The 21,829-nt window shown below is 55.2% G+C and carries 22 protein-coding genes; 11 read left to right on the top strand and 11 right to left on the bottom strand.

Features of this window, described 5'->3' with window-relative positions; translation table 11 throughout:
* Window positions 1-446: 446 nt before the first annotated feature.
* Window positions 447-1,763, top strand: coding sequence for an adenosylmethionine--8-amino-7-oxononanoate transaminase (bioA, locus tag CSQ89_RS08630; RefSeq protein WP_099405762.1), 1,317 nt, complete (start codon window positions 447-449; stop codon window positions 1,761-1,763).
* 378 nt (window positions 1,764-2,141) lie between these two features.
* Window positions 2,142-3,719: a hypothetical protein gene (locus tag CSQ89_RS08625; protein WP_099405761.1), complete on the top strand. Its 1,578-nt coding sequence runs from the start codon at window positions 2,142-2,144 to the stop codon at window positions 3,717-3,719.
* A gap of 56 nt (window positions 3,720-3,775) precedes the next feature.
* Here the strand turns inward: CSQ89_RS08625 and CSQ89_RS08620 are convergent, their stop codons facing one another.
* Window positions 3,776-5,047: a YihY family inner membrane protein gene (locus CSQ89_RS08620; protein WP_099405760.1), complete on the bottom strand. Its 1,272-nt coding sequence runs from the start codon at window positions 5,045-5,047 to the stop codon at window positions 3,776-3,778.
* A gap of 105 nt (window positions 5,048-5,152) precedes the next feature.
* Between CSQ89_RS08620 and wrbA the strand changes: the two genes are divergently transcribed.
* The 5 genes from wrbA to CSQ89_RS08595 are packed head-to-tail and all read left to right on the top strand — an operon-like array spanning window position 5,153 to window position 8,580.
* Window positions 5,153-5,752 carry an NAD(P)H:quinone oxidoreductase gene (gene wrbA, locus CSQ89_RS08615; protein WP_099405759.1) on the top strand — a complete coding sequence of 200 codons (600 nt, stop codon included), beginning with the start codon at window positions 5,153-5,155 and terminating at the stop codon, window positions 5,750-5,752.
* Window positions 5,749-6,114, top strand: a complete 366-nt coding sequence (locus CSQ89_RS08610) for a DUF2069 domain-containing protein (protein ID WP_186293326.1) — start codon at window positions 5,749-5,751, stop codon at window positions 6,112-6,114. The genes wrbA and CSQ89_RS08610 overlap by 4 nt, the downstream gene beginning before the upstream one ends.
* Window positions 6,111-7,079, top strand: a complete 969-nt coding sequence (locus CSQ89_RS08605) for a biotin--[acetyl-CoA-carboxylase] ligase (protein WP_099405758.1) — start codon at window positions 6,111-6,113, stop codon at window positions 7,077-7,079. The genes CSQ89_RS08610 and CSQ89_RS08605 overlap by 4 nt, the downstream gene beginning before the upstream one ends.
* Entirely contained in the window at window positions 7,076-7,834 is a 759-nt protein-coding gene (locus tag CSQ89_RS08600; protein ID WP_099405757.1) for a type III pantothenate kinase, read from the top strand. The genes CSQ89_RS08605 and CSQ89_RS08600 overlap by 4 nt, the downstream gene beginning before the upstream one ends.
* A complete protein-coding gene (locus CSQ89_RS08595; RefSeq protein ID WP_099405756.1) occupies window positions 7,831-8,580 on the top strand; it encodes an SPOR domain-containing protein in 750 nt (249 codons plus the stop codon). Before CSQ89_RS08600 ends, CSQ89_RS08595 begins: the two co-directional genes overlap by 4 nt.
* Before the next feature lie 256 nt (window positions 8,581-8,836).
* On the opposite strand, the gene CSQ89_RS08590 is transcribed toward CSQ89_RS08595, so the two are convergent.
* The 9 genes from CSQ89_RS08590 to CSQ89_RS08555 form a co-directional block, all read right to left on the bottom strand.
* Window positions 8,837-9,487: a hypothetical protein gene (locus CSQ89_RS08590; RefSeq protein WP_099405755.1), complete on the bottom strand. Its 651-nt coding sequence runs from the start codon at window positions 9,485-9,487 to the stop codon at window positions 8,837-8,839.
* A 360-nt stretch (window positions 9,488-9,847) separates the two neighbouring features.
* Window positions 9,848-10,531, bottom strand: a complete 684-nt coding sequence (gene trmB, locus CSQ89_RS08585; RefSeq protein WP_099405754.1) for a tRNA (guanosine(46)-N7)-methyltransferase TrmB — start codon at window positions 10,529-10,531, stop codon at window positions 9,848-9,850.
* Window positions 10,532-10,731: 200 nt separating this feature from the next.
* A complete protein-coding gene (locus CSQ89_RS22425) occupies window positions 10,732-10,887 on the bottom strand; it encodes a hypothetical protein (protein ID WP_158228944.1) in 156 nt (51 codons plus the stop codon).
* A gap of 118 nt (window positions 10,888-11,005) precedes the next feature.
* Window positions 11,006-11,782 (bottom strand): thiazole synthase, encoded by a 777-nt coding sequence (locus CSQ89_RS08580; protein ID WP_099405753.1) that lies wholly within the window; start codon window positions 11,780-11,782, stop codon window positions 11,006-11,008.
* 101 nt (window positions 11,783-11,883) lie between these two features.
* Window positions 11,884-12,087, bottom strand: a complete 204-nt coding sequence (thiS, locus tag CSQ89_RS08575) for a sulfur carrier protein ThiS (protein ID WP_308418132.1) — start codon at window positions 12,085-12,087, stop codon at window positions 11,884-11,886.
* Window positions 12,088-12,130: 43 nt separating this feature from the next.
* The gene (locus tag CSQ89_RS08570) at window positions 12,131-14,323 is read right to left on the bottom strand and encodes a RelA/SpoT family protein (RefSeq protein WP_099405752.1); all 2,193 of its coding nucleotides are present in this window, start codon (window positions 14,321-14,323) and stop codon (window positions 12,131-12,133) included.
* A 56-nt stretch (window positions 14,324-14,379) separates the two neighbouring features.
* The gene (gene rpoZ, locus CSQ89_RS08565) at window positions 14,380-14,589 is read right to left on the bottom strand and encodes a DNA-directed RNA polymerase subunit omega (RefSeq protein WP_099405751.1); all 210 of its coding nucleotides are present in this window, start codon (window positions 14,587-14,589) and stop codon (window positions 14,380-14,382) included.
* A gap of 56 nt (window positions 14,590-14,645) precedes the next feature.
* Window positions 14,646-15,260 (bottom strand): guanylate kinase, encoded by a 615-nt coding sequence (gene gmk / locus CSQ89_RS08560; protein ID WP_099405750.1) that lies wholly within the window; start codon window positions 15,258-15,260, stop codon window positions 14,646-14,648.
* Between the two features lie 187 nt (window positions 15,261-15,447).
* Window positions 15,448-16,314, bottom strand: a complete 867-nt coding sequence (locus CSQ89_RS08555; RefSeq protein WP_099405749.1) for a YicC/YloC family endoribonuclease — start codon at window positions 16,312-16,314, stop codon at window positions 15,448-15,450.
* 258 nt (window positions 16,315-16,572) lie between these two features.
* On the opposite strand from CSQ89_RS08555, the gene CSQ89_RS08550 reads away from it, so the two are divergent.
* The 4 genes from CSQ89_RS08550 to CSQ89_RS08535 all read left to right on the top strand — a co-directional run bounded on the left by CSQ89_RS08550 (window position 16,573) and on the right by CSQ89_RS08535 (window position 20,025).
* Window positions 16,573-17,679, top strand: coding sequence for a serine/threonine protein kinase (locus tag CSQ89_RS08550; RefSeq protein ID WP_233203018.1), 1,107 nt, complete (start codon window positions 16,573-16,575; stop codon window positions 17,677-17,679).
* Window positions 17,676-18,593 carry a PP2C family protein-serine/threonine phosphatase gene (locus CSQ89_RS08545; protein ID WP_099405748.1) on the top strand — a complete coding sequence of 306 codons (918 nt, stop codon included), beginning with the start codon at window positions 17,676-17,678 and terminating at the stop codon, window positions 18,591-18,593. Before CSQ89_RS08550 ends, CSQ89_RS08545 begins: the two co-directional genes overlap by 4 nt.
* 333 nt (window positions 18,594-18,926) lie before the next feature.
* Window positions 18,927-19,643: a ribonuclease PH gene (rph, locus tag CSQ89_RS08540; RefSeq protein ID WP_099405747.1), complete on the top strand. Its 717-nt coding sequence runs from the start codon at window positions 18,927-18,929 to the stop codon at window positions 19,641-19,643.
* Window positions 19,644-19,650: 7 nt separating this feature from the next.
* Window positions 19,651-20,025 (top strand): hypothetical protein, encoded by a 375-nt coding sequence (locus CSQ89_RS08535; RefSeq protein ID WP_099405746.1) that lies wholly within the window; start codon window positions 19,651-19,653, stop codon window positions 20,023-20,025.
* An 11-nt stretch (window positions 20,026-20,036) separates the two neighbouring features.
* On the opposite strand, the gene CSQ89_RS08530 is transcribed toward CSQ89_RS08535, so the two are convergent.
* Complete coding sequence (locus CSQ89_RS08530; RefSeq protein WP_186293325.1) at window positions 20,037-21,656, bottom strand: BCCT family transporter; 1,620 nt, start codon at window positions 21,654-21,656, stop codon at window positions 20,037-20,039.
* Window positions 21,657-21,829 lie beyond the last annotated feature (173 nt).

Here is a 21,829-nt window from a genome sequence, read left to right as displayed (position 1 = left end):
AATGCCTGAGCATCAAGACGCAGAAGAACCCATTCGCACTTTGCCGCAAGTTACTGATCAACGCCTCCCGCGCGGCTTATGATCAGTTACAGCTGCTTCTCGCAGCTACTGCGTAACATCAGTTATTTAGTCTGGACTCGCTTGGCGCAATTGGCGAGACAAGCGGGTCAAACCCTGTACAGAATCAAACACGGTTTGCTCGATGAATACCTGCGGGCACAACTCAAGAAAACCTGATGTGGTGATGACTTTTGCGTAAGTCCTATTTAGAACAGGTTCTTAGACGATTAAAGCTGCCCCCCCATGCCGCACCAGAACTCAAACACACACCTAGCCATCCACAGCTTATTCAACCGACGATAGCGCCAGCGCTACGCCTCTGGGAAACGCTTTATTTACGACGCTTCCACCCGCAGGTAAAAGGCCCTGCTATACAAGGAGAAAACATGCAGCAACCTAATCAGGACTGGCTGGCTCGCAGTCGCCGCGCCGTCTGGCATCCGTGTACGCAGATGAAAAAGCACGAACAGCTACCCATCGTACCTATCGCACGGGGCGAAGGTGCCTGGCTGGTTGATTTTGAAGGCCGTCGCTTTCTGGACGGCGTCAGCAGCTGGTGGGTGAATCTGTTCGGACATGCCAACCCACGCATCAATGCGGCGTTGGTGGACCAGATGAATACCTTGGAGCACGTGATCCTGGCCGGTTTTACCCAAAAGCCAGTGGTGGAGCTGTCCGAACAACTGGGTGAGCTGACCGGATTAGGCCATGCGTTTTATGGCTCGGATGGCGCCAGCGCCACCGAAATTGCGCTGAAGATGAGTTACCACTACTGGCGTAACCACGGGCAGGACAGCAAAACGGGATTTGTCAGCCTGCAAAACAGTTATCACGGTGAAACCCTGGGCGCGCTCAGCGTCACCGATGTACCCCTGTTCAGCGCTACCTATGCCCCACTTTTACGCCAAACCCATCGCGTCATGTCGCCAGACTGGCGATTGGCTGAACCAGGCGAAAACGCCGAGGCATATGCACGGCGGGCAGCTGATAGCCTGGAAGCATTGTTCAAAACCCATGCCGCCGATCTGGCAGCCTTTATCGTCGAACCCCTTTGCCAGGGCGCTGCCGGCATGGCGATGTACCACCCAGCCTATCTGCATCGTGCTCGGGCGCTTTGCAACGAATACAAGGTACATCTGATCGCCGACGAAATCGCCGTTGGCTTTGGCCGTACCGGCACCTTGTTCGCTTGTGAGCAAGCCGATATCAAACCAGACTTCATATGCCTATCGAAAGGTATTACCGGTGGCTACCTGCCACTGTCAGCCGTGCTCACCACAGATGAAATCTATGCGGCTTTCTATGCAGATGATGTAAGTCTGGGCTTTTTACATAGCCATAGTTACACAGGCAATGCATTGGCCTGTCGGGCAGCGCTGGAAGTACTGCAGATCTTCAAGGATAACGATGTCCTGGCCACCAACCGACAAAAAGCCACCACGGTCGCACCAGATTTCGCCCACCTCACCGCGCATCCGCGCGTAAAAAACGCACGGCAACTCGGCATGATCTGGGCATTTGACGTCATCGACACAAAAATCGGTTTCGCCGGCCGTTTGTTTGAGGCTGCGCTGGCACGCGGTGTGCTACTAAGACCTATCAACAATACTATCTATCTGATGCCGCCCTATGTCGTTACTGCCGCAGAATTAAAGCAGGTGTTCAACACCCTTCTCGCCTTGCTCGACGAAGGATTGTCTTAGAACCTGTCTAAAGCCTGGTACGCGTCAACAATATGACGTTGAAAACCTTCGGAATGCGCATTTACCACTTGTAAACGCCGCTTCCTCGACTGTTTTCAGCTTATCTTGCCCTGGCTCGCGAGACTTTAGACCGGTGCTAAGTGACGGGAAAACATACACAAAAAACCAATGCGCTTGGCGATATGAGGATTTATTGCCAAGCTTGAATCCTAATCGGATTACGCACAGTAAGATGATATGGCGCCCGACGAAATCTTGACGAGGCTCGATACCATCACCAACTACAGTGAATACATCATCGAACTCAAGTGACATAGCTTTGCCGGAAGGCAACACTTAATTCTCTAGATAAAAAAGCGCATCCACCCGCAGATGTCCATGCTCAATGCACTACGCGTGCCGGAACCCATCACCGGCAGCGCTATCACTGTCGAAACCAACCCCCGTGCCGTAAAGGCTTGGCTGGTGTCCCTATCGTCCGCCCAAACCGCGGAAACCGCGCGCGCCATCTTCGATTCGTTGACAACCCTCAATCGCATCAAACTCGACGGCGAAAGCCGCCTGAAACTGCTTGAGCACTACCAGACAACCATCAACATGCTGGATGTACCGCTGGAGGCCATCTACGCCTGCGCCACCGCCCCGGCGAAGGAAAAAGCCAAACATGCCGCCGTACTGGCGCGCAATCTGCAGCTGGAACTGGCCAATGGTTACAAACTGGTGCTGCATGAACGCCTGAGCGCACGTTTTGGCTTTGGTAAACGCGACATACCCGAGTTGATCCACCACCTGCTAACGACTTACCAGCGGTTGATGTGGATATGTTGCAAGAGCTATGGCCCGGTACCGGCAGGCGTTTGGCTGGAAGCCCACGCCCTCTTCCGCTACGCTATCCAGCACAAAATGATTGACAGCCCAGAGGGGGTCGACCATCAAAACAAGACCATCGGTGGTTGCTACAAGCAGATCTTGCTGCTGGCGTTATCCGACCCCTATCGCTACCACCCGCTTGAGCACGACAAGATCAAAGATTTGATCAAGAACTATGGTTCGGCAACGCAATTCCAGGCGTTGAATGATAACCCTCACCCTGCTGGGCTTTTTCTGGTGCGCCTGGACCAGGATCTGCCACCGGCTTTCTTTGGTCAACGCCCGCAGGATGTCGAGGCCAGCAGCTCCATCATGCTCGATACCATCGAAATGGCGAAGCTATTGAATAAGGCGCTGCATGCGGTGGAGCAAAAACTGCCTACCGCCAGTGATCGCAGCAAGGCACAGGCTTGGATGGACTTGCTGCGCCGGGTATCACGCCAATGGAGCATCTCTCCCAAACGGATATTTCAACGCATCCGCGCCAACAGCCAAGTGCAAATGACAGGTGGCCTGCGCATGACTACCTTTCATTTGAACGATGCCCAACCGTTGTTCGAACCACTGGCGTTGGACGATAGCCTCCCCCTTACCGACAACCCGCTGACCTTTCAGGAAGGCGTGCATGGTCAACCCGACACCTGGATTTTGTTGAACGAAAGCCCTGGGGGCTTTGCACTGCGGTTGAAGCCCTTACCCCAGAGCGGCATCTACCGTGTGGGCGATGTCGTAGGCTTGCGCAGCCAAGGGGCGGACGATTGGATGGTGGCCTGCATACGTTGGATGCAAACCACCGAGACAGGCGATGCCGTAGAGGTAGGTATCCAGATACTCGCGCCGAGCGGTAACTCCGGCATGGTGCGACCGACCACGACCCATGCTGGCGGCACACTCCAGCCATGTCTCCAACTGCCGGAAATCACCGCCATCAAACGACCGGCGCTGATTTTGGCACCGCGTGGCACTTTTACCCCAATGCGTGAACTGGCGATTTACACCAACAATGGCGAACAGCTTGTACGCGCTGCCCGTTTGGTTGAACAGGCCGTTGGGTTTGACCTGTTTGAGTATAGCGAGAGCGAATAACGCACCCTGCAAGATAAGGCACCATCAACCCATGTGGCTCACCTGACGAGTCTCCTCTAGCCTAGCGGGGCCAATGCTTCATCCTGGGCGACGTGCTCAGCATCTTTGCGGTATTGCAAGCGCGCCAGTTCAGCCAGGTTCACATCCAAGGTGAGGTCAATCAGGTCAAAGCGTTCGGAAAGCACCACGTGCAAGCCATCGGCAGCGCGTGGCGGGACAACCGGCCGCGCAACCAACAGGTGGTAAAGCGCTTGCAGCTTGATGTGCTCCAAAGGGCAGGCCAGTAACCAACCATCGGTACGCGTTGATTGCACCCAGCCCTTCTGCGAAAGCAATTCAAGCAACTCATGCAGCTCATCCTGCCCAAGAGCCAACGTCCGGCGCAGTCGACCCAAGCTGGGCACAGCATCTTGCCCCCGCGCTTCTTCCAACTTCAATAGCAGCCGCACCGCATCGTACAGACGTTGCCCAGGGTCTGCCCGCTTGCGCCAAGCCTCACCGTGCCAGTAGGACAAGCTAGCGCTAAGCACCGCACCCGCCAGCACGATTACCCAGATCAGATACAGCCAGAGCAGGAAGATAGGCAGACTGGCGAACGCACCATACACCAATTTGAAGGTGGCAAATTTCTTCACATAAAGGCCGAACAACCCCTTCATCAGCGTCAGCGACAAAGTGCTGAAAAAAGCGGCGATGGTGGCATGGCTTTGCGGCACCGGGCAATTGGGCACCACCCGGTACAACAACGTGAAACCAAGCAAGGCCAGTACAAAACCACTGCCCTGCATCAATGTGGCAAAGCTGCTATCGACGCCTGCCTTGCCGGAAATCCATCCTGTCAGCGTCAACCCCACCCCCAGCAAAAGCGGGCCCAGCGTCAATACACCCCAATAGGTCAGCGTCTTCAACAACCAGGGGCGCTGACGACGGATGCGCCAGATCCGGTTGAAAGCGCGGTCTATCGTCGCCATCATGGCCAACGCCGTCACACCCAAGGTTGCCATGCCAACTGCGGTGAGCTTGCCGGTATTCTCGGTAAACTGGCGCATCGGCCCGGTAATCACCTTGCCAGCCGAGTCAGGCACCAGATTCTTCAACAGGAAAATCCGCACTTGGCTGGAAAAGTCATCAAACATCGGGAAAGCCGACACCACGGTCAGGGCAATCGTCAGAAACGGCACCAATGCCAGCAGCGTGGTGAATGTCAGGCTGCCAGCGGCTTCCAGGCAGCGGTCATCACGCAGGCGACGCAGCACAAAGAGCGCAAAGTCCAGCGGCGCAGGCAGACGGGAGGTGACATTGCGGCGGTAGTGGGACAATCTGGTCATTACTTATATAAAGCAAAAATTCGGGAATGGACTCGACTATCCATGAAATATGCCGGATGGCAAAGCCCTATAATCCTGCCTTTATTGTCTTCTTGAAGCAGCCACATGGTCGATATCCTGGTCCTCTATTACTCGCGCCACGGTGCGACCAAACAACTTGCGCAGCTTATTGCTCGCGGTATTGAATCTATACCCGGCTGCCAGGCTCGCTTGCGCACCGTACCAGCCGTTTCAACCGTGGTGGAAGCCGTAGAGCCAGCCGTGCCGGAAGCCGGTGCGCCTTATGTAGAGCTGACTGACCTCAAAGAATGCGCCGGATTAGCCCTAGGTAGCCCGACACGTTTTGGCAATATGGCAGCCCCACTCAAATATTTCCTCGATGGCACCAGTGGTGATTGGCTAGCTGGCACGCTGGCTGGCAAACCTGCGGTAGTCTTCACCAGCACCAGCAGCCCACACGGGGGTAACGAAGCCACCCTGTTGACCATGATGTTGCCGCTGCTGCACCACGGCATGTGCATACTGGGCATTCCCTACAGCGAACCCGGGCTGACATTAACCCAAGGTGGCGGCACCCCTTATGGTGCAAGCCATCTAGCGGGCCACGATGGCCGCCGCACTATCGATGAACACGAAAAGGCGCTTGCCATGGCTTTGGGTAAACGACTAGCTGAAACCACGCTGAAATTGGTCCGCCCTTTATGATCAATAATCTGAAAACCAGCGACCTGATCCGTCTGAGCCGTAACAGCACCCTCGCCGGCATGCTGGCTCTATTGGCCCTGTGCTTTCTGTGGGAAGCATGGCTAGCCCCGTTGCGGCCCGGCTCACTATTGTGGGTGAAAGCCATCCCCTTGTTGCTACCCTTGCCGGGCGTGCTGTTTGGCCGCCGCTATACCTACCAATGGCTGTCGATGTTCATCCTGCTCTGGTTTATCGAAGGCGTCATGCGCGGCTGGAGCGATAGCGGCACATTGCGCTATCTGGCCCTGATCGAAGTCGCCCTGACGGTATGGGTCTTTAGCTTTGCTGTGCTGTATTCACGCCTTACCCGAGCCCCGGCATGAGCCCTTTCCCCCTATTGCGCCTGTTATCGCACGAGGATTTTCGCCCCGGCCCTCAATTGGCTGAGGCGCTCGGTGTATCCCGCGCATCGGTATCGCTGGCGCTGAAGAGTGCCGCCGAACTAGGGGTTGAGGTCCAGGCGGTAAAAAGCCGCGGCTACAAGCTCACCCGCCCGCTGGACTGGCTGGATGAACCCATCGTTGCCCGGCAGCTGGCTGAAAAAGCCCGGTTTTTTGATCTGCACTGTTTTGACGAGATTGACTCGACCAATATCGCATTGATAGCCAAGGCTCATGCTAGCGCACCGTCCGGTCTTTGCTATGCCGCAGAGCGCCAAACAGCCGGGCGGGGACGGCGAGGCCGGGTTTGGCATGGCGTACCCGGCGACACCCTGATGTTCTCGTTGCTGTGGCGCTTCAACCTGGGTATGGCCGATCTATCCGGCCTGAGCCTCACCGTTGGGCTGGCGGTTGTGCGCGCCTTGCAAAAGCTGGGGATACACGGTGCAGCGCTCAAATGGCCAAATGATATCGTCACATCCACCGGCAAACTCGGCGGTATCCTCATCGAGCTTTCCGGCGACACGCTGGGCCCCTCTGCCGTGGTCATTGGCATTGGCCTGAATGTAGGCTTGTGCAAAGAAGCGCGCCAGGCAGTCGACCAACCCGTAGATGCGCTGCGCAGCTTAGGCTATCCCGGTGATCGCAATACACTGCTGGCGGCCCTATTGAGCGAACTGGCTTGCCTGTTGCCTGCTTTTGAGCGCGATGGGTTCGCGCCGCTGCGACAGGAGTGGGAATCTCATCACGCCATGCAGAATCAAGCTGTCCGGCTGCTGATGCCGAATGGAGATGTGCTCCAGGGAACCGCCCGTGGGGTGAACACCCATGGCGCGCTGCGCTTTGAAACCGAAAATGGCGAGCAACAGTTTCATAGCGGTGAAATCAGCCTACGGAGCGCGATATGAGCACATGCCTGCTGCTGGACGCCGGTAATACACGGCTGAAATGGGCGCTACTGTCAGGCAATGAATGGCTGGCCGAAGGCATTGCCGACTACACCACGTTGGCGGCGCTGCATGCCGAATTGGCTGCTTTACCAGCGCCTGAATCCATCCTGGGCAGCAATGTGGCAGGCCCTAATGTTGCCGCTGGGCTTGAAGCGCAATTCCCTCGGTTCCCCATCCAATGGCTACGAAGCAAACCCACAGAAGCCGGCCTGCGTAATCAATACCGCGAACCAAGCCAACTCGGCCCCGACCGTTGGGCCGCCATGATCGGCGCTCGGTCACTAAGCTCTGGCGACACCTTGGTGGTGATGGCCGGCACGGCGATGACGGTTGACGCGCTCAGCGCCGAAGGCGATTTTCTGGGTGGCCTTATCGTCCCTGGTTTTCGGCTGATGCGTGAAGCGCTGGCTCGGGGCACCGCCGACCTTGGGCTGCCCGATGGCACACCGGTGGCTTTCCCACGTTCCACCGGAGAAGCCATCATCAACGGCGCGCTTGCCGCCTTAACAGGTGCCATCGCCGGGCAATATGCACAACTAGTACAACAAACTGGCCGCCCCGTGCGTATTGTTCTATCGGGCGGCGATGCAGCCCTCATCACCAGTAAGCTGCCACCTGCGTTGGCAGAACAGCTGATGCCCGTTGATAATCTGGTATTGCGCGGCCTAGCTTATCTGGCGCGAATTGAACCTCTTCAGGAAACCCAGCAATGAAATGGCTGTTTGTACTGTTGCTCATCGGCAATGCGCTGTTCTATGCGTACACCCAGTTGGAAGCACCTGCCCCATCCGTAAGCCGGCATAGCCGTGAGATCAACGCCGATCAGCTTAAACAAATTGCGTTCAATGGCTCGCCATCCGCCGAAACCGAGCATCACACTTCAGAGCTTCCCGGCAGCGCCCCTATTGCAACCCCAGACACCACGGCAAGCCCCAAACCAGAACCCAAGCCAGAACAACCCAAGCCGGAGACAAAACCAACGCCTTCCGGCCCATTGGCTTGTTTTGCCTGGCACGGCCTATTGGCTGCTGACCTGCCCAATGCACGCAAAAAATTATCGGCGCTGGAACTGGGGGGTGAAGTAAAGCTGATCAACAATGAAGCCGCCAGCCCGACACGCTTCTGGGTCTATATCTCACCACGCGCTTCCTTGGAAGAAGCCCAGCGGAAAACCGAGGAACTCAAAGGGCTCGGTATTACCGACTTCTTTGTGGTCAACGATGGTTCACAATGGAGCCGCGCCGTATCGCTTGGCCTATTCTCCACGCGCGAAGCAGCGCAACGCCGGCTGGAAATGCTGAGGCAGCAAGGCGTACGCTCAGCATCAATGCGTGAAAAGGGCGGGGAGGGGGAAAGCACCACGTTGATGGTTCGTAATGTTCCCAAGTCGGCCCGCCTGAATCTGGGCCGTGCCGCCATGGGCTTTAGGGGCAGCTCGGTGAGTGAAGTAGATTGTTAAGTCCTTCCAACAAAAACGGCGACCCCAAGGTCGCCGTTTTGATTGATACACCCACATATGGCGCATCTCAGTCTTTTCCGAATAGCAAATTACGAAAAGACAAGCGCAGCGCCTTAGAACCTGTCTAAAGTCTCTCGAGCTAAGGCAAGATAAGGCGAAAACAGCCGAGGAAGCGGAGTTTACAAGTGGTAAATGAGCATTCCGAAGGTGTTTTCAACGCCATATTGCCGACGCGCAGCAAACTTTAGATAGGTTCTTAAAAACCGATGGTCAAACCCACATTCACCACAGGCCAAGCCTTAAAGCCTTTCACGCCATCCTCCAGCTTACGGCGTTCTGCATCCAGGTCATTGGTAAGTCTGCTGCAATCAGCTGTCGATAAGTTCGAGCCACAACTCACACCCAACTTAGCACTTGCCCCCCCCTGCAGAATCACACCCAGGTCACCATAGAAATTCACACCCATCCCTGCCACATTGCCATAACCCACGCCAAGATAAGGGGCGATACGGTTCTTGCCCTTGACCTCACCGTTGATGACTACACCATTGGCGTTATAGTTATTGCCATTGACTTGATAATTGCCATTGGTAGGCTTGCCGTTAAGGACAAACTTGTTGTTTGCCGAAACCAGACCCGCTGTCAGGCGGAAGGGGCCCACAGGGTGCCAATCGATCAGGCCACTGAGATTGTTGACCTTCATTCGCGCGTCGTATTCAACGTTCGATTCACTGACCTTACCATTCAAATTCAACGCGCTAAAACCCACGCGGGCTGAAAAAGTCGGGAAGATGCTCCAAGCGACATCACCACCCAAACCCATGGTGCCCGCGCGTACACCCACACCCGCTGCATAACTATTACCTGCCAATAACGCCAACAATAACGGCACAATCATCTTCTTCATACCTACTCCTTGAATAAATAACGCGCCCCATTGCTAAAGCGCAAAACAGCTTGTGCTGCCGCGAACCCGCCCCAACCACAGGCAAAGCCATGCACGGACGAGACCTAGGCAAAAGCATCATCGTCTATTCGGTTCAAGCGGGCATTGGACGGCAATAATCAAAAAACGTCGGCTCTGCTGAAAAAAGCCTTCGTTTTATAAGGGATGGCGTGTGGCTAGAGGGAACTCACCTGAAATCGGCTATCTCGGCAGTTACGCTCGACTGAAATACTTAGGCAAACTTCTATTCCCTTTGCCCCGGCACTCTATGAGTACCTACTTCACTCGCACGGCCACACAGCAACATCGAAAATTAGGCTATCAGACAACACGCTTGATGAACATTAGGTCCCACACCCCATGGCCAAGATTAAGGCCACGCTGTTCAAACTTAGTCAGCGGCCGCCAAACCGGGCGCTCAGCGTAGGTTTCGGCTGTATTTTCCAGTTGCGAGTTGGCTGACAGTACGGCCAGCATTTGTACGGCATAGTCTTCCCAATCCGTCGCCATGTGGATGTACGCACCCGGTTTCAGGCGTTTGACGATGCGTTCGAGAAATTCGGGCTGCACCAGGCGACGCTTTTGCTGGCGCTTCTTTGGCCACGGGTCGGGGAAATAAAGGTGAAAACCATCCAGGCTGTTCTCGGCCAACATATGCTCAACCACTTCAACTGCATCATGGCGAATCACTCGGATATTGCTGAGCTGCTTTTCTTCTATCAGCTTGAGCAGGTTTCCAACCCCAGGACCATGCACTTCAATGCCCAGAAAATCGTTATCGGGACGGGCCGCTGCAATATCGACGGTTGCGCCTCCCATACCGAAGCCAATCTCCAGTATCTTGGGTGCAGTACGACCAAAAGCCGCATCCAGGTTGACCAGGTCGTGGCGATAATCAACGCCCCAAAGCGGCAAACCGGCCTCAACAGCACGGGTCTGCGCTTCAGAAAAATGGCCTTGTCGCAGCACGAAGCTGCGAATATGGCGGTGTTGTGGGTTATCCATAGTGAAACATTTCCAAAAAAATACGGGGCTACGGCACATCAGTGCACGCCCCGCTTGCAGAGTAGATATGTCATCTGGCGAACACTTGGCCGCTGACAATATCGTGTTATAGAGAGTGGTAAGCCACAGTGTTGATCACAAAAGAGGACTGATCCCCACACTGATGCCTACATCAAATTCAATGATCCCTGGCCAAGGGGCTATAACGGCACGTCTTGAACAGACTCAGCCAGTCCCGCAGGTTCAACCAGACCCCACGCAAAGCCAATCAACGCAGCACCAAGCACTGCACCCATCGCGAGTACAACTAGCCAGATAAAGATGCTGTCATCAAACTGGCGCAACAACGACAGCACTCAACAGGCTACCATCCATCAAAGCTCACGCAGCGCAGAGCAATGCCAAGACCACTGGGGCAGCCCAGCGATTCTTCAAGTGTTGCACACGCCAGCAAACACAAAGCAGTAACCATAATTACGCCACCATCCCTGTCGTTGGTGAACTAGGGCTACCTGAATAAAACTTGCGAGGCATCCTCCCGGCGAGGAAAGCTTCACGCCCCGCCTCAACGCCTTTCTTCATGGCGCTTGCCATCAGCACCGGGTCTTGTGCTGTAGCAATCGCCGTATTCATGAGCACGCCATCGCAACCGAGCTCCATGGCAATTGCGGCATCCGATGCAGTACCAACGCCAGCGTCAACAATCACCGGCACATGGGACTGTTCAATAATGAGCTTGAGATTCCAAGGATTGAGAATGCCCATGCCCGAGCCGATCAGACTCGCCAGAGGCATAATGGCACAGCAACCAACCTCTTCCAGTTGCTTGGCGATGATCGGGTCATCCGAGGTATAGACCATCACATCAAAACCCTCTTTGACCAGGGTCTGGGCAGCCTTCAGCGTTTCCAGCACATTGGGAAACAGCGTGTGCGGATCGCCCAATACTTCCAGCTTGACCAACTTGTGCCCATCAAGCAGTTCCCGTGCCAAACGCAGTGTACGCACCGCATCATCGGCGCTGTAACAGCCTGCCGTATTAGGCAGATAGGTAAACCGGCTGGGCGGCACATGCTCAAGCAGGTTGGGCGTATTCGCATCCTGGCCGATATTGACGCGGCGGATAGCGACGGTGACGATTTCAGCGCCGGATGCATCGATCGCGGCGCGGGTCTCGGCAAAATCCTTGTACTTCCCGGTGCCGACGAGCAAGCGCGAGCCATATTCACGGCCCGCAATGGAAAGAGGCATACCGCTTTGCATGAGGGGAGTCCTAAAAGAGGTCGGAAGACGTTCCGATAACATGTCTTGGCAACAACTCGGGCTAGAGCGTGCCGTGCACGATCAAATGATTATCCGCCACCCACCGCAACCACGATTTCCAGGCGGTCACCCCCTTGCAACAGGGTTTCGCTGTGCAAGCCCTTGGGCACGATTTCGCCATTGCGTTCTATGGCGATACGCCGGCCACTATGGCCCAAATGCTCGATTAACGCAGTCAGGGTTAACGCGGCAGGTAGCTGATGGCTTACGCCATTGATTTGGATGTCGATCACGATGGTGCAGATAGAAAATGGCTGAAGCAGGTTGCGATTTTAATCAAGAATGGCTGTTGATGCCTTTGAGCCGATGAATGCGAACCACACGCTCCAGACTACGCAATGCTTGCATGACGCGGGCGAGATGCTGGCGATTCTCCACCTGGACGGTGAAGCTGATTTCCGTGTAACGATCACCGCCATCGCCATCTTTGTCCATGCGCACATTCTCGATATTGGCCGCGGCGTCTGAAATAGAGGCGGCGATTTCCGCTAATGCGCCACGTTCATTCATGGCCAATACCTTGATCTGCACATCAAATAGCTTGCCGATGGGCACATCCCATTCGACTTCCAGCAGCTTGTCTGGATCGAACTTGCTGTTGCGGCCGACCACCTGCGGGCAGTCATGGGTATGAATAGCCAAGCCCTGGCCTTGTTTGATCAGACCAATAATCGGGTCGCCAGGAATCGGGTTGCAGCAACGGGAGAATTGCACCGTGACGCCTTCTGTGCCCCGGATCAGAATCGGGCCGCTGTTGGCTTCTCCTTCCAACAATAATCCGGCCAGGGTCAACAACCGCTGTCCCACCACGACACCCAAGCGCTTGCCCAGGCCGATATCCGCCAAGACTTCATCCCGCCGAGATGGTGCATTTTCCTTCAGATATCGGTCCCACGCTTCAGCTGGTAATTCCGTTGCCTGATTCATCAATGCACGCACCGACTGATTCAGCATACGCTCCCCCAGGGTTACCGCTTCTTCATAACGCATGGTTTTGAGGAAGTGCCGGATATGTGAGCGCGCCTTGCCGGTCATGACGAAATTCAACCAACTGGGATTAGGCCGTGCGGTGATCGCGGTAATGATCTCGACTTGATCGCCCGTCTTTAACGTCGTACGCAACGGCATTAAATCGTAATTGATACGCACCGCAATACAGCGGTTGCCGATATCCGAATGTACGGCATAAGCGAAATCAACGGCGCTGGCCCCCTGCGGCAACGTCAATATCTTGCCTTTTGGGGTGAAGACATAAACTTCGCCGGGGAACAGATCAACCTTGATGTGCTCAAGAAACTCCACCGAGTCACCCGACATCGATTGGATTTCAAGCAGCGATTGCAACCACTGATGCGTCTTCTGCTGTACATCGCTTACACCGTCGTCACCGGACTTATACATCCAATGGGAAGCCACCCCCGCCTGCGCCACCTTGTGCATATTGTGCGTGCGGATTTGTACTTCAATCGGCGTGCCGTAAGGGCCAGAGAGTGCCGTATGCAGGCTCTGATAACCATTAGGCTTGGGAATCGCGATGTAATCCTTGAACGTACCTGGGCGCGGTTTGTACAAGCCATGCAAGGTACCCAGCGCCAAGTAACAGGTTGACACATCTTTGACGATAACTCGAAAACCGTAGATATCCAGCACCTCTGAGAAGCTCAGATGCTTCTCCTGCATCTTCTTGTAGATGCTGGCCAGATGCTTCTCGCGGCCATAGACCGTTGCTTCTACATTGACCTCCCCGAGCTTATGCTTGATCGCATCAAGTATCTTGCTGACCACCTCACGCCGATTACCCCGGGCAGACTTCAGCGCCTTGCCCAAGACTTCGTAACGCATGGGATGCAGGTACTTGAAACTCCAGTCTTCCAGCTCCTGGTAGATGGCATGCAAGCCAATGCGGTTGGCGATGGGCGCGTAGATTTCCAAGGTTTCGGCGGCAATGCGCTTTTGCTTGTCCTCACGCATGTGGCTCAGCGTGCGCATATTGTGCAAACGGTCGGCCAGCTTCACCAAAATGACACGTACATCACGCGCCATCGCCATCAACATCTTACGGAAGTTCTCCGCCTGGGCTTCTTCCTTGCTTTGGAACTCCAACTTTTCAAGCTTGGACAGGCCATCGACGAGGTCAGCAATCGGCTTGCCGAATCGTTCCGTCAGTTCAATCTTGGTGACACCCGTATCTTCCATGGTGTCGTGCAGAAACGCTGCCATCAGCGCTTGCGCGTCCAGATGATGGTCAGCCAGGATATCGGCCACCGCCAGGGGGTGGGTGATGTAGGGCTCACCACTCTTACGTAGCTGGGTTTTGTGGCATTCGGCGCTGAACTTGAAAGCTGCCTCCAACAGCGGCAAATCCTCAGGCTTCAGATAGCCGGCCACCTTGGCCAGCAGCGTGTTGGCATCCTGCGCCACTTGGGTAGCGTACTCTTCAGGGACGGGCAGTTCGGCGGCATGTAGCATGGTTGCAAAGGAACAAAAAGCGGGCCTGGGCCCGCTTTTTGTCTACCTGCTCGTAGTTAGCTGCGCGTACGGGTCAACATTTCCAAACCGATCTTACCTGCAGCCATTTCGCGCAAGGCGAGAACCGTCGGCTTATCACGGCCAGCACCCTCTACCAGCGGTGTGGAACCATTTGCCAGTTGGCGGGCGCGGTAAGCTGCAGCCAGGGTCAAGTCGAAACGGTTGGGGATACGGTCCAGACAATCTTCAACAGTAATACGGGCCATTTCAGTACTCCAGATAAATGGCCGGCATGGCTGCCGGCACAGAAAATAATACGCGTTCAGCCGCGCAGGCTGGTAATCAGGGCGCTATGCCGCTCGGCTTGCGACACATAACGTAAACGCTCTGCACGCACCACGCCGATGATGTCGCGAACTGCTTCATCAATATGCTCGTTGACAATCACGTAGTCGAACTCGCCTACATGCGCAATTTCCTCACGGGCATTCGCTAAACGCTTGATGATTGCCTCTTCGTTATCGGTGCCACGGTTACGCAAGCGGCGCTCCAGTATTTCAGCGCTTGGCGGCAGCACAAATATGCCGACTGAGGCATCGAATACTCGGCGCACTTGTTGTGCGCCTTGTACATCGATCTCCAGCAAGATGTCTTGACCACGCGCCATGGCATCGGTAATCCACTTCTGCGAAGTGCCATACAGATTGCCATGCACTTCGGCATGCTCAAGAAATTCGCCCCGGTTAACCATGGCGAGGAATTCTTCGCGATTGACGAAGTGGTATTCACGACCATTTTGCTCACCTTCGCGCGGCGCGCGAGTGGTGAAGGAAATGGACAGCTGGACCTTGGAATCGGCAGCCAGCAGCGCGTGAACCAGGGTGGCCTTGCCGGCGCCGGAGGGGCCAGCAAGGATTAAAAGCTTGCCTTTGCTCATTTGCAGTATCTCATTGATTCGAACGGCTTCGTGGCAGCGTAACACAATCCCCCCTCTGCCACAGCCATCTGCTGAACAGCAACGAAAGGGGCCCAACAAAGTTCCATCAAGCAAAACCACTTGAAAGGCCGCCAGTACACGAACACCCACGTACCGGCCTTGTGTATATTGCTGTGCGCTTCAGTACTTATTCGATATTCTGTACCTGCTCGCGCATCTGCTCGATTAGCACTTTCAACTCCAAGGATGCCTGGCTGGTATCGACCGCCACCGACTTGGAACCCAGTGTGTTGGCCTCGCGATGCAGCTCCTGCATTAAGAAGTCTAGTCGTTTGCCCACCGCACCACCGGTTTTCAGGATACGGCGCAACTCGGCGATATGGGTCGTCAGCCGTGTCAACTCTTCAGCTACGTCGACTTTCTGTGCGAACAGCGCAACTTCCTGACGAACGCGATCATCATCGGCACTACCGAGCGCTTCAATCAGACGCTGCTTAAGCTTCTCGTCATAAGCAGCAACAATGGCAGGTAGGCGTGGCTGCACTTCCTCAACGATGGCGGCCATTATATTGGCGCGCTCGATCATTGACGCAGCGAGCTTCTCGCCTTCGCGCCCACGGGTAGCGGCAAAGTCAACCAGTGCCAGCTCCAACAAGGCCAATGCGGTCTGCTGCATAGCCTCGGGTGTAACCGAGTCGGTCACCAACACACCAGGCCAGCGTAAAAGTTCGCCCATTCGCAACTCACCTGCGCTTGGCGCTATGGCACACGCTTGTTCTGACAGAGCCACCAACTGCGCCATCAATTCTGTATTCAACTGCAGCCGGGGCTGGGTTTCGGCACGGGCCGAAAAACCAATCCGACAATCCAGCTTGCCGCGCGATACCCTACCGGCCAGCTTCTCGCGCAGCTGATTCTCAATCAGACGTAACTCTTCTGGCAGGCGCAGACTAAGATCGAGGAAACGATGGTTAACTGCGCGCAACTCGACACTCAGCAGGCCGCCCGCGAGCTCCCTGGTGGCAATGGCATAGCCTGTCATACTTAGGATCATGCGGAACTCCAAATTCAGGTTCTGTTGACAATGGATTCGCCAGATTACACGTTTCCGGCATAGGCCCAGATGCAAATGGAAAACATCGTGCTGCCCCGTCACTCTAGTGCAGCGGTATCCGCTCAACACACAGGCACCGCACAGATTAGCAGGTTGGCCTATCATTAAAAGCAAACCGGACCAAGCCAACAATGCCATTGTTTACGCCAATCCGGGGCTTGTGCAACCAGCAAACGGACATCGACAAAACCGAATGAGATGCGCGCCCGCTTTGACTTTGTGGCGGGGCAAAACCACAATTCGCTGCATAAGCAGCGAATTGATACAAAAACACCGGATCAAAGTGGCCCGGATTCTACCACAGCGACCAAGCATGCCCTGATGCCACCACCCAGTAATCTGCCGCTAGAGCGCGGCTATCAGCTGCTCAACTACACCATCGTCAAACAATTGTCGGCGGGCGGATTTTCTATTGTCTACCTGGCGCACGATGAACACGACCAACCGGTTGCCATCAAGGAATACCTACCCAACGCCATTGCCCTCCGCAGCGAGGGGGAAAAGGTGCTTGCCACCTCGGCCGAAAATCTGGCCTTGTTCCGGCATGGCATGAAATGCTTCTTCGAGGAGGGAAAGACCCTGGCGCAGATCCGCCACCCGAATGTGGTACGTGTGATCAACTTCTTCCGCGCCAATGACACAGTCTACATGGTGATGGAATACGAGCGCGGCCGAACCCTGCAGAAGGAAATCCAACTAACAGATGGCGGGGTAAAGGAAAATATGATCCTTTACGTATTTGCCCACCTTATGAACGGTCTGCGCGAAGTGCATTTGAAGAAGATGCTGCACCTCGATATCAAGCCTGCCAATCTTTATATTCGCCGCGATGGCAGCCCCGTACTACTCGACTTCGGCTCCGCACGGGAAGCGTTGAATCAAACCGCGCTGAGCAAATTCACCCCCATGTACACACCAGGTTTCGCTTCGCCCGAACAATACTCCGACCGTGAAAATCTCGGTCCGTGGAGTGATATCTACAGCGTAGGCGCCACACTTTTCGCCTGCATGTGCGGCATGGCGCCCCAAGCGGCGGATCAACGTGTAAAAGAAGACCGCTATCAATCCGTCAAGAAAGCATGGGCGGGGCGGTATTCACCACGGCTTCTGGAACTGGTGGACTGGAGTTTGGAGCTGGATCATCTTGCCCGACCCCAAAGCGTGCGCGAAGTACAAAAAATCCTGGTTGATATCGGGACCGAACCGCTGGTCAAGCAAGGAGGACTGCTTGCCAGCATCAAGAGCACCGTGACCCGATTTAGCCGGCAGGATGGCTCGGCAAAGGGCAAGGGAGAACCAAAATGAAATTCACCATATTCCAAGAAACACGTCAGGGGGCACGCCAGTACAACCAAGACCGCATGTGCTATTCATACAGCCGGGATTCATTGCTGATGGTGGTGGCAGATGGGATGGGCGGGCATTTGCATGGTGAAGTCGCTGCACAGGTAACCGTAGAGTTGATGGCAGAACTGTTTCAGAAAAAAGCCAAGCCCACTATCCAGAACCCACATCAGTTCATGGCCGATGGTTGCATGAAGTGTCACGACGCCATCTTCAATTATGCCGCCAACCATAGCTTGCTGGAGACGCCGCGCACTACCGTGGTCGCTGCCATCATCCAGGATGGCATGTTGTACTGGGCCCATGTCGGTGATTCCCGGCTCTATCTGATCCGCAACAGCCAAGCCATAGTGCGCACGCGCGACCATTCCAAGGTACAACAGCTGGTGGATTTGGGCCGGCTGTCTGCCGCTGATGCTGAACAACATCCTGAAAAGAACAAAATCTACAACTGCCTGGGCTCGATGTTTCCACCCGAAGTGGAAGTCGGGGGAAAGATACCGTTGCTTGACGGCGACACCATACTACTTTGTACTGATGGCCTTTGGGGCGGCGTCACCCAAGCAGAATTGGAACAGATGCTGTCAGGCTACCCAGTGCTTTACGCCTTGCCGCAATTACTCGACCGGGCCGAAATTCGCGGGGGTCAGTATTGCGATAACCTGACTGGTGTCGGCATCAATTGGCATGATGAGGACGACCAGAGCAGCGACGGCAGTCTGTCCACCAAACAATTGTCCGACGGCGAAGTCACAACCCGCCTAAATACCCTGAGCGCGGACAAATCACTCAAGGACAGCAAGGAAATCACCGAGTCGGACATCGAAGCCGCCATTGAGGAAATCCAGAACGCCATTAACAAATACTCGCGCTGAGAAATCAAAACCCACCAACACCGTGCGAAACACTTCGTGCGGTGTTTGTTTTTCATTTGACAGTGTCCTGATACACAGTCTCCACTTGCTTTATCCAGCCCCCGCCCGTGCCACGCTAAATGAACTTCCTGTCTAAAGTCTGCTGTGCGTCGGCAATATGGCGTTGAAAACACCCTCGGAATGCTCATTTACCACTTGTAAACTCCACTTCCTCGGCTGTTTTCGCCTTATCTTGCCCTAGCTCGCGAGACTTTAGACAGGTTCTAACGACAGAAAGGCTCAGTAATAGGGCTGCGATATACTCAGCGCCTTGATTGTAGAAAGGCTCTACCCATGCGCCCATCCGGCCGTACTCCACAGCAGCTTCGCACTGTCCGCATCACCCGTAATTTCACCCGCCACGCCGAAGGATCGGTACTGATTGAAATGGGCGACACCAAGGTGATTTGCACTGCTTCGGTCGAAGAAAGCGTGCCACCGTTTCTCAAAGGCAAGGGCGAAGGTTGGGTAACCGCCGAATACGGCATGCTGCCGCGTTCCACCAACAGCCGTATGAAGCGCGAAGCAGCCAGTGGCAAGCAAAGCGGCCGTACGCAGGAAATCCAACGCCTTATCGGCCGCAGCCTGCGTGCCGTGGTCGACCTCAAAGCGCTGGGCGAACGCCAGATCAGTGTCGATTGCGATGTCATCCAGGCCGATGGCGGCACCCGTTGCGCCAGCATTACCGGCGCTTTCGTCGCATTACAGGACGCTATCACCAAACTGATCGCGTCGGGAAAGCTCACCAGCAATCCCATTCGCGAACATGTCGCAGCCGTGTCAGTCGGTATCTTCAAAAGTCAGCCGGTGCTTGATCTCGACTACATCGAAGACAGCGACTGCGACACCGACATGAACGTGGTGATGACTGCAGCTGGGGGTTTTGTCGAACTCCAGGGCACTGCCGAAGGCGCGCCTTTCAGCCGCAGTGAGATGAACGCCCTGATCGAATTGGCGGAAGGCGGCATTCGCGACCTCATCGCCGCACAACGGGCCTCGCTGTCGAGCTAAGACCGGCATGCCCATCGGATTCCGGGCCGGTCGGCAGCAAACCGGCTACCAAACCTTCACCTTCCTGCATGTGAAGTGGCCAACATGGCTAGGTAGCCGGCTGCTTGGGTTCGATGGGCATTTGATTTTCTACCCTGCCGGCAGCCATATCCCGCCCCATATTGACCAGGTAGCCAATGGCTGCCATTACCGTATCAACCTCGTGCTATGGCAACCAGCCCGCGGCGGCGAATTTGTGTGCCATGATGTGCAGGGCCGGCCTTGCTGGTCGCTAGGCCGGCGTCTGTTCTTCTTCCGTCCCGATCAGATGACCCACAGTATCAGCCGCTGCGAAAGCCGGCGTTTAGTGCTAAGCCTGGGCTGGGCACTACGCGATCGATAGCCACGGCGCGATCAACCCGCCCCACTGCCCTCAATCACGGGTTTATCGCTAGGCAGCAATGTCGCGACAGGGACCGGTAGTTTCATCTTCTCTACGTCCTCCCGCATTACTTTGAGCAACGAGACGATATAGAGCAGCAGGACTACCGAGAAGGGCAACCCGGCCAGCACTACCACTGTTTGCATAGCCGCGAAATTACCGGCAAACAGCAAGCCAATCGTGACTGCCGTCACCACGACAGACCAGAAGACACGCAGCCAATTCGGCGCATCTTCATCCAGCTCGCGCCCCTTGCGCGACAGGTTGGCCAACATCACCGAACCCGAATCCGCCGGCGTAACAAACAGTACAAAGCCGACACAAATCGACAAGCCGATGACTATCTTCGAAAATGGATAATGCGCAAGTAGCAGGTAAATAGACATGGCCGGCTGCTCCAGCGCTGCTTTTGCCAGCATTGCATCTTGTTGATTCATCACCAAGTCCAACGCGCTATTACCGAACACCGATAGCCACACCAAAGTGAAACCCAGGGGGATCAACAACACGCCGCAGACCAGTTCGCGCACTGTACGACCACGGGAAATACGGGCGATGAACATGCCCACAAAAGGGCCCCATGAAATCCACCATGCCCAGTAGAACAAGGTCCACAGCCCCATCCAGGCTTCGCTCTTGCCTGATTGGCCGGTGTATACGTACAGATCAAAGGTCTTCAACACCAACCCATTAAGGTAGTCACCCACATTCTGGACGAGGCAATTAAGCAAATGCAGCGTATTGCCCGAAAAGAGGACAAACAGCAGCAAGCAGCAGAACAACACGATATTGAGATTGGAAAGCCGCCGGATACCGCGCTCGATACCCGATACCGCAGCCAGGGTCGCCACAAGGCTCATTACCAGGATCACGGCCAGCAGCCCACCCTGGCTGCTCGTCCAACCAAACAAATAGTTCAGGCCCGAATACACTTGCAGCGCGCCAATACCGAGGTTAGTAACCAGCCCCAATAGCGTTACGCAAATGCCGAAGCAATCTACGGCATTGCCAACGCCGCCTTTCATCAAGCGCTCGCCAAAAATCGGATAAAGCGCCGAGCGTAACGCCAACGGTTGGTTATGGCGGTAGGCAAAGTACCCCACCGCCAAGCCCACCAGCGCATAGATAGCCCAGCCATGCATGCCCCAATGCAGAAAGGTGAGTTGCAATGCCTGGCGCGCAACCTGCTGGGTATTGGGTTGCCCCTCGGGGGGATTGAATAGGTGGTCTATCGGCTCGGAAGCTGCGAAATAGAGCAGTGAAATACCAATACCCGATGAAAACAGCATGCCCGTCCAAGAAACAAAGCTGAAGGTGGGCCGCTCGTGATCTGCCCCGAGCCGCAGTTCGCCATAGCGCGAAAAGGCGACATAAACCACAAAGAACAGGTAAATCCCGATCGCCAGCATGTAGTACCAGCCAAAACCCCGCGACAATTGGCCCTGCGCTTTCGCCAGCCATGCACCGGCGTTATCGGGAAAGAGGATCAGCAATAAGGTCAGGGTCAGGCTCAGTACCGTCGAGCCCCAAAAGACCACAGGGTTCAGCTGAGCCCGCCTTGTTGTTTTTTCCATCAGTGCAGCAGTTGTCATCCAAACATCTCTCCATGCTCTGCAAGCCATTGTTTTGTTGTATTGGCAAAACGCCATCACACCCGGCTCCGCCAACCTGCGCCAGGAAATCTACATTTCACCAACGCCAGGGTCCATGTTTTTTTGTTTGAGTGTTCAATAAAAATACAATAGGGTGAGCAAATTGGCGGGAA

Origin of the sequence: Chitinimonas sp. BJB300, from assembly GCF_002735695.1 — a bacterium.
Taxonomy (GTDB): domain Bacteria; phylum Pseudomonadota; class Gammaproteobacteria; order Burkholderiales; family Chitinimonadaceae; genus Chitinimonas.
This window is presented reverse-complemented; position numbering and strand designations above follow the sequence as displayed.

Bases quoted from the DNA above. Each gene is read 5' to 3' on its own strand.
- CSQ89_RS08610 (WP_186293326.1), top strand. From the start codon at position 5,749: ATGATCAATAATCTGAAAACCAGCGACCTGATCCGTCTGAGCCGTAAC.
- CSQ89_RS08625 (WP_099405761.1), top strand. From the start codon at position 2,142: ATGCTCAATGCACTACGCGTGCCGGAACCCATCACCGGCAGCGCTATC.
- CSQ89_RS08590 (WP_099405755.1), bottom strand. From the start codon at position 9,487: ATGAAGAAGATGATTGTGCCGTTATTGTTGGCGTTATTGGCAGGTAAT.
- rpoZ (WP_099405751.1), bottom strand. From the start codon at position 14,589: ATGGCCCGTATTACTGTTGAAGATTGTCTGGACCGTATCCCCAACCGT.
- CSQ89_RS08605 (WP_099405758.1), top strand. From the start codon at position 6,111: ATGAGCCCTTTCCCCCTATTGCGCCTGTTATCGCACGAGGATTTTCGC.
- gmk (WP_099405750.1), bottom strand. From the start codon at position 15,260: ATGAGCAAAGGCAAGCTTTTAATCCTTGCTGGCCCCTCCGGCGCCGGC.
- trmB (WP_099405754.1), bottom strand. From the start codon at position 10,531: ATGGATAACCCACAACACCGCCATATTCGCAGCTTCGTGCTGCGACAA.
- wrbA (WP_099405759.1), top strand. From the start codon at position 5,153: ATGGTCGATATCCTGGTCCTCTATTACTCGCGCCACGGTGCGACCAAA.
- CSQ89_RS08545 (WP_099405748.1), top strand. From the start codon at position 17,676: ATGAAATTCACCATATTCCAAGAAACACGTCAGGGGGCACGCCAGTAC.
- CSQ89_RS08580 (WP_099405753.1), bottom strand. From the start codon at position 11,782: ATGCCTCTTTCCATTGCGGGCCGTGAATATGGCTCGCGCTTGCTCGTC.
- rph (WP_099405747.1), top strand. From the start codon at position 18,927: ATGCGCCCATCCGGCCGTACTCCACAGCAGCTTCGCACTGTCCGCATC.
- CSQ89_RS08550 (WP_233203018.1), top strand. From the start codon at position 16,573: ATGCGCGCCCGCTTTGACTTTGTGGCGGGGCAAAACCACAATTCGCTG.
- CSQ89_RS08555 (WP_099405749.1), bottom strand. From the start codon at position 16,314: ATGATCCTAAGTATGACAGGCTATGCCATTGCCACCAGGGAGCTCGCG.
- CSQ89_RS08535 (WP_099405746.1), top strand. From the start codon at position 19,651: ATGCCCATCGGATTCCGGGCCGGTCGGCAGCAAACCGGCTACCAAACC.
- CSQ89_RS08570 (WP_099405752.1), bottom strand. From the start codon at position 14,323: ATGCTACATGCCGCCGAACTGCCCGTCCCTGAAGAGTACGCTACCCAA.
- CSQ89_RS08600 (WP_099405757.1), top strand. From the start codon at position 7,076: ATGAGCACATGCCTGCTGCTGGACGCCGGTAATACACGGCTGAAATGG.
- CSQ89_RS08620 (WP_099405760.1), bottom strand. From the start codon at position 5,047: ATGACCAGATTGTCCCACTACCGCCGCAATGTCACCTCCCGTCTGCCT.
- CSQ89_RS08530 (WP_186293325.1), bottom strand. From the start codon at position 21,656: ATGACAACTGCTGCACTGATGGAAAAAACAACAAGGCGGGCTCAGCTG.
- bioA (WP_099405762.1), top strand. From the start codon at position 447: ATGCAGCAACCTAATCAGGACTGGCTGGCTCGCAGTCGCCGCGCCGTC.
- CSQ89_RS08595 (WP_099405756.1), top strand. From the start codon at position 7,831: ATGAAATGGCTGTTTGTACTGTTGCTCATCGGCAATGCGCTGTTCTAT.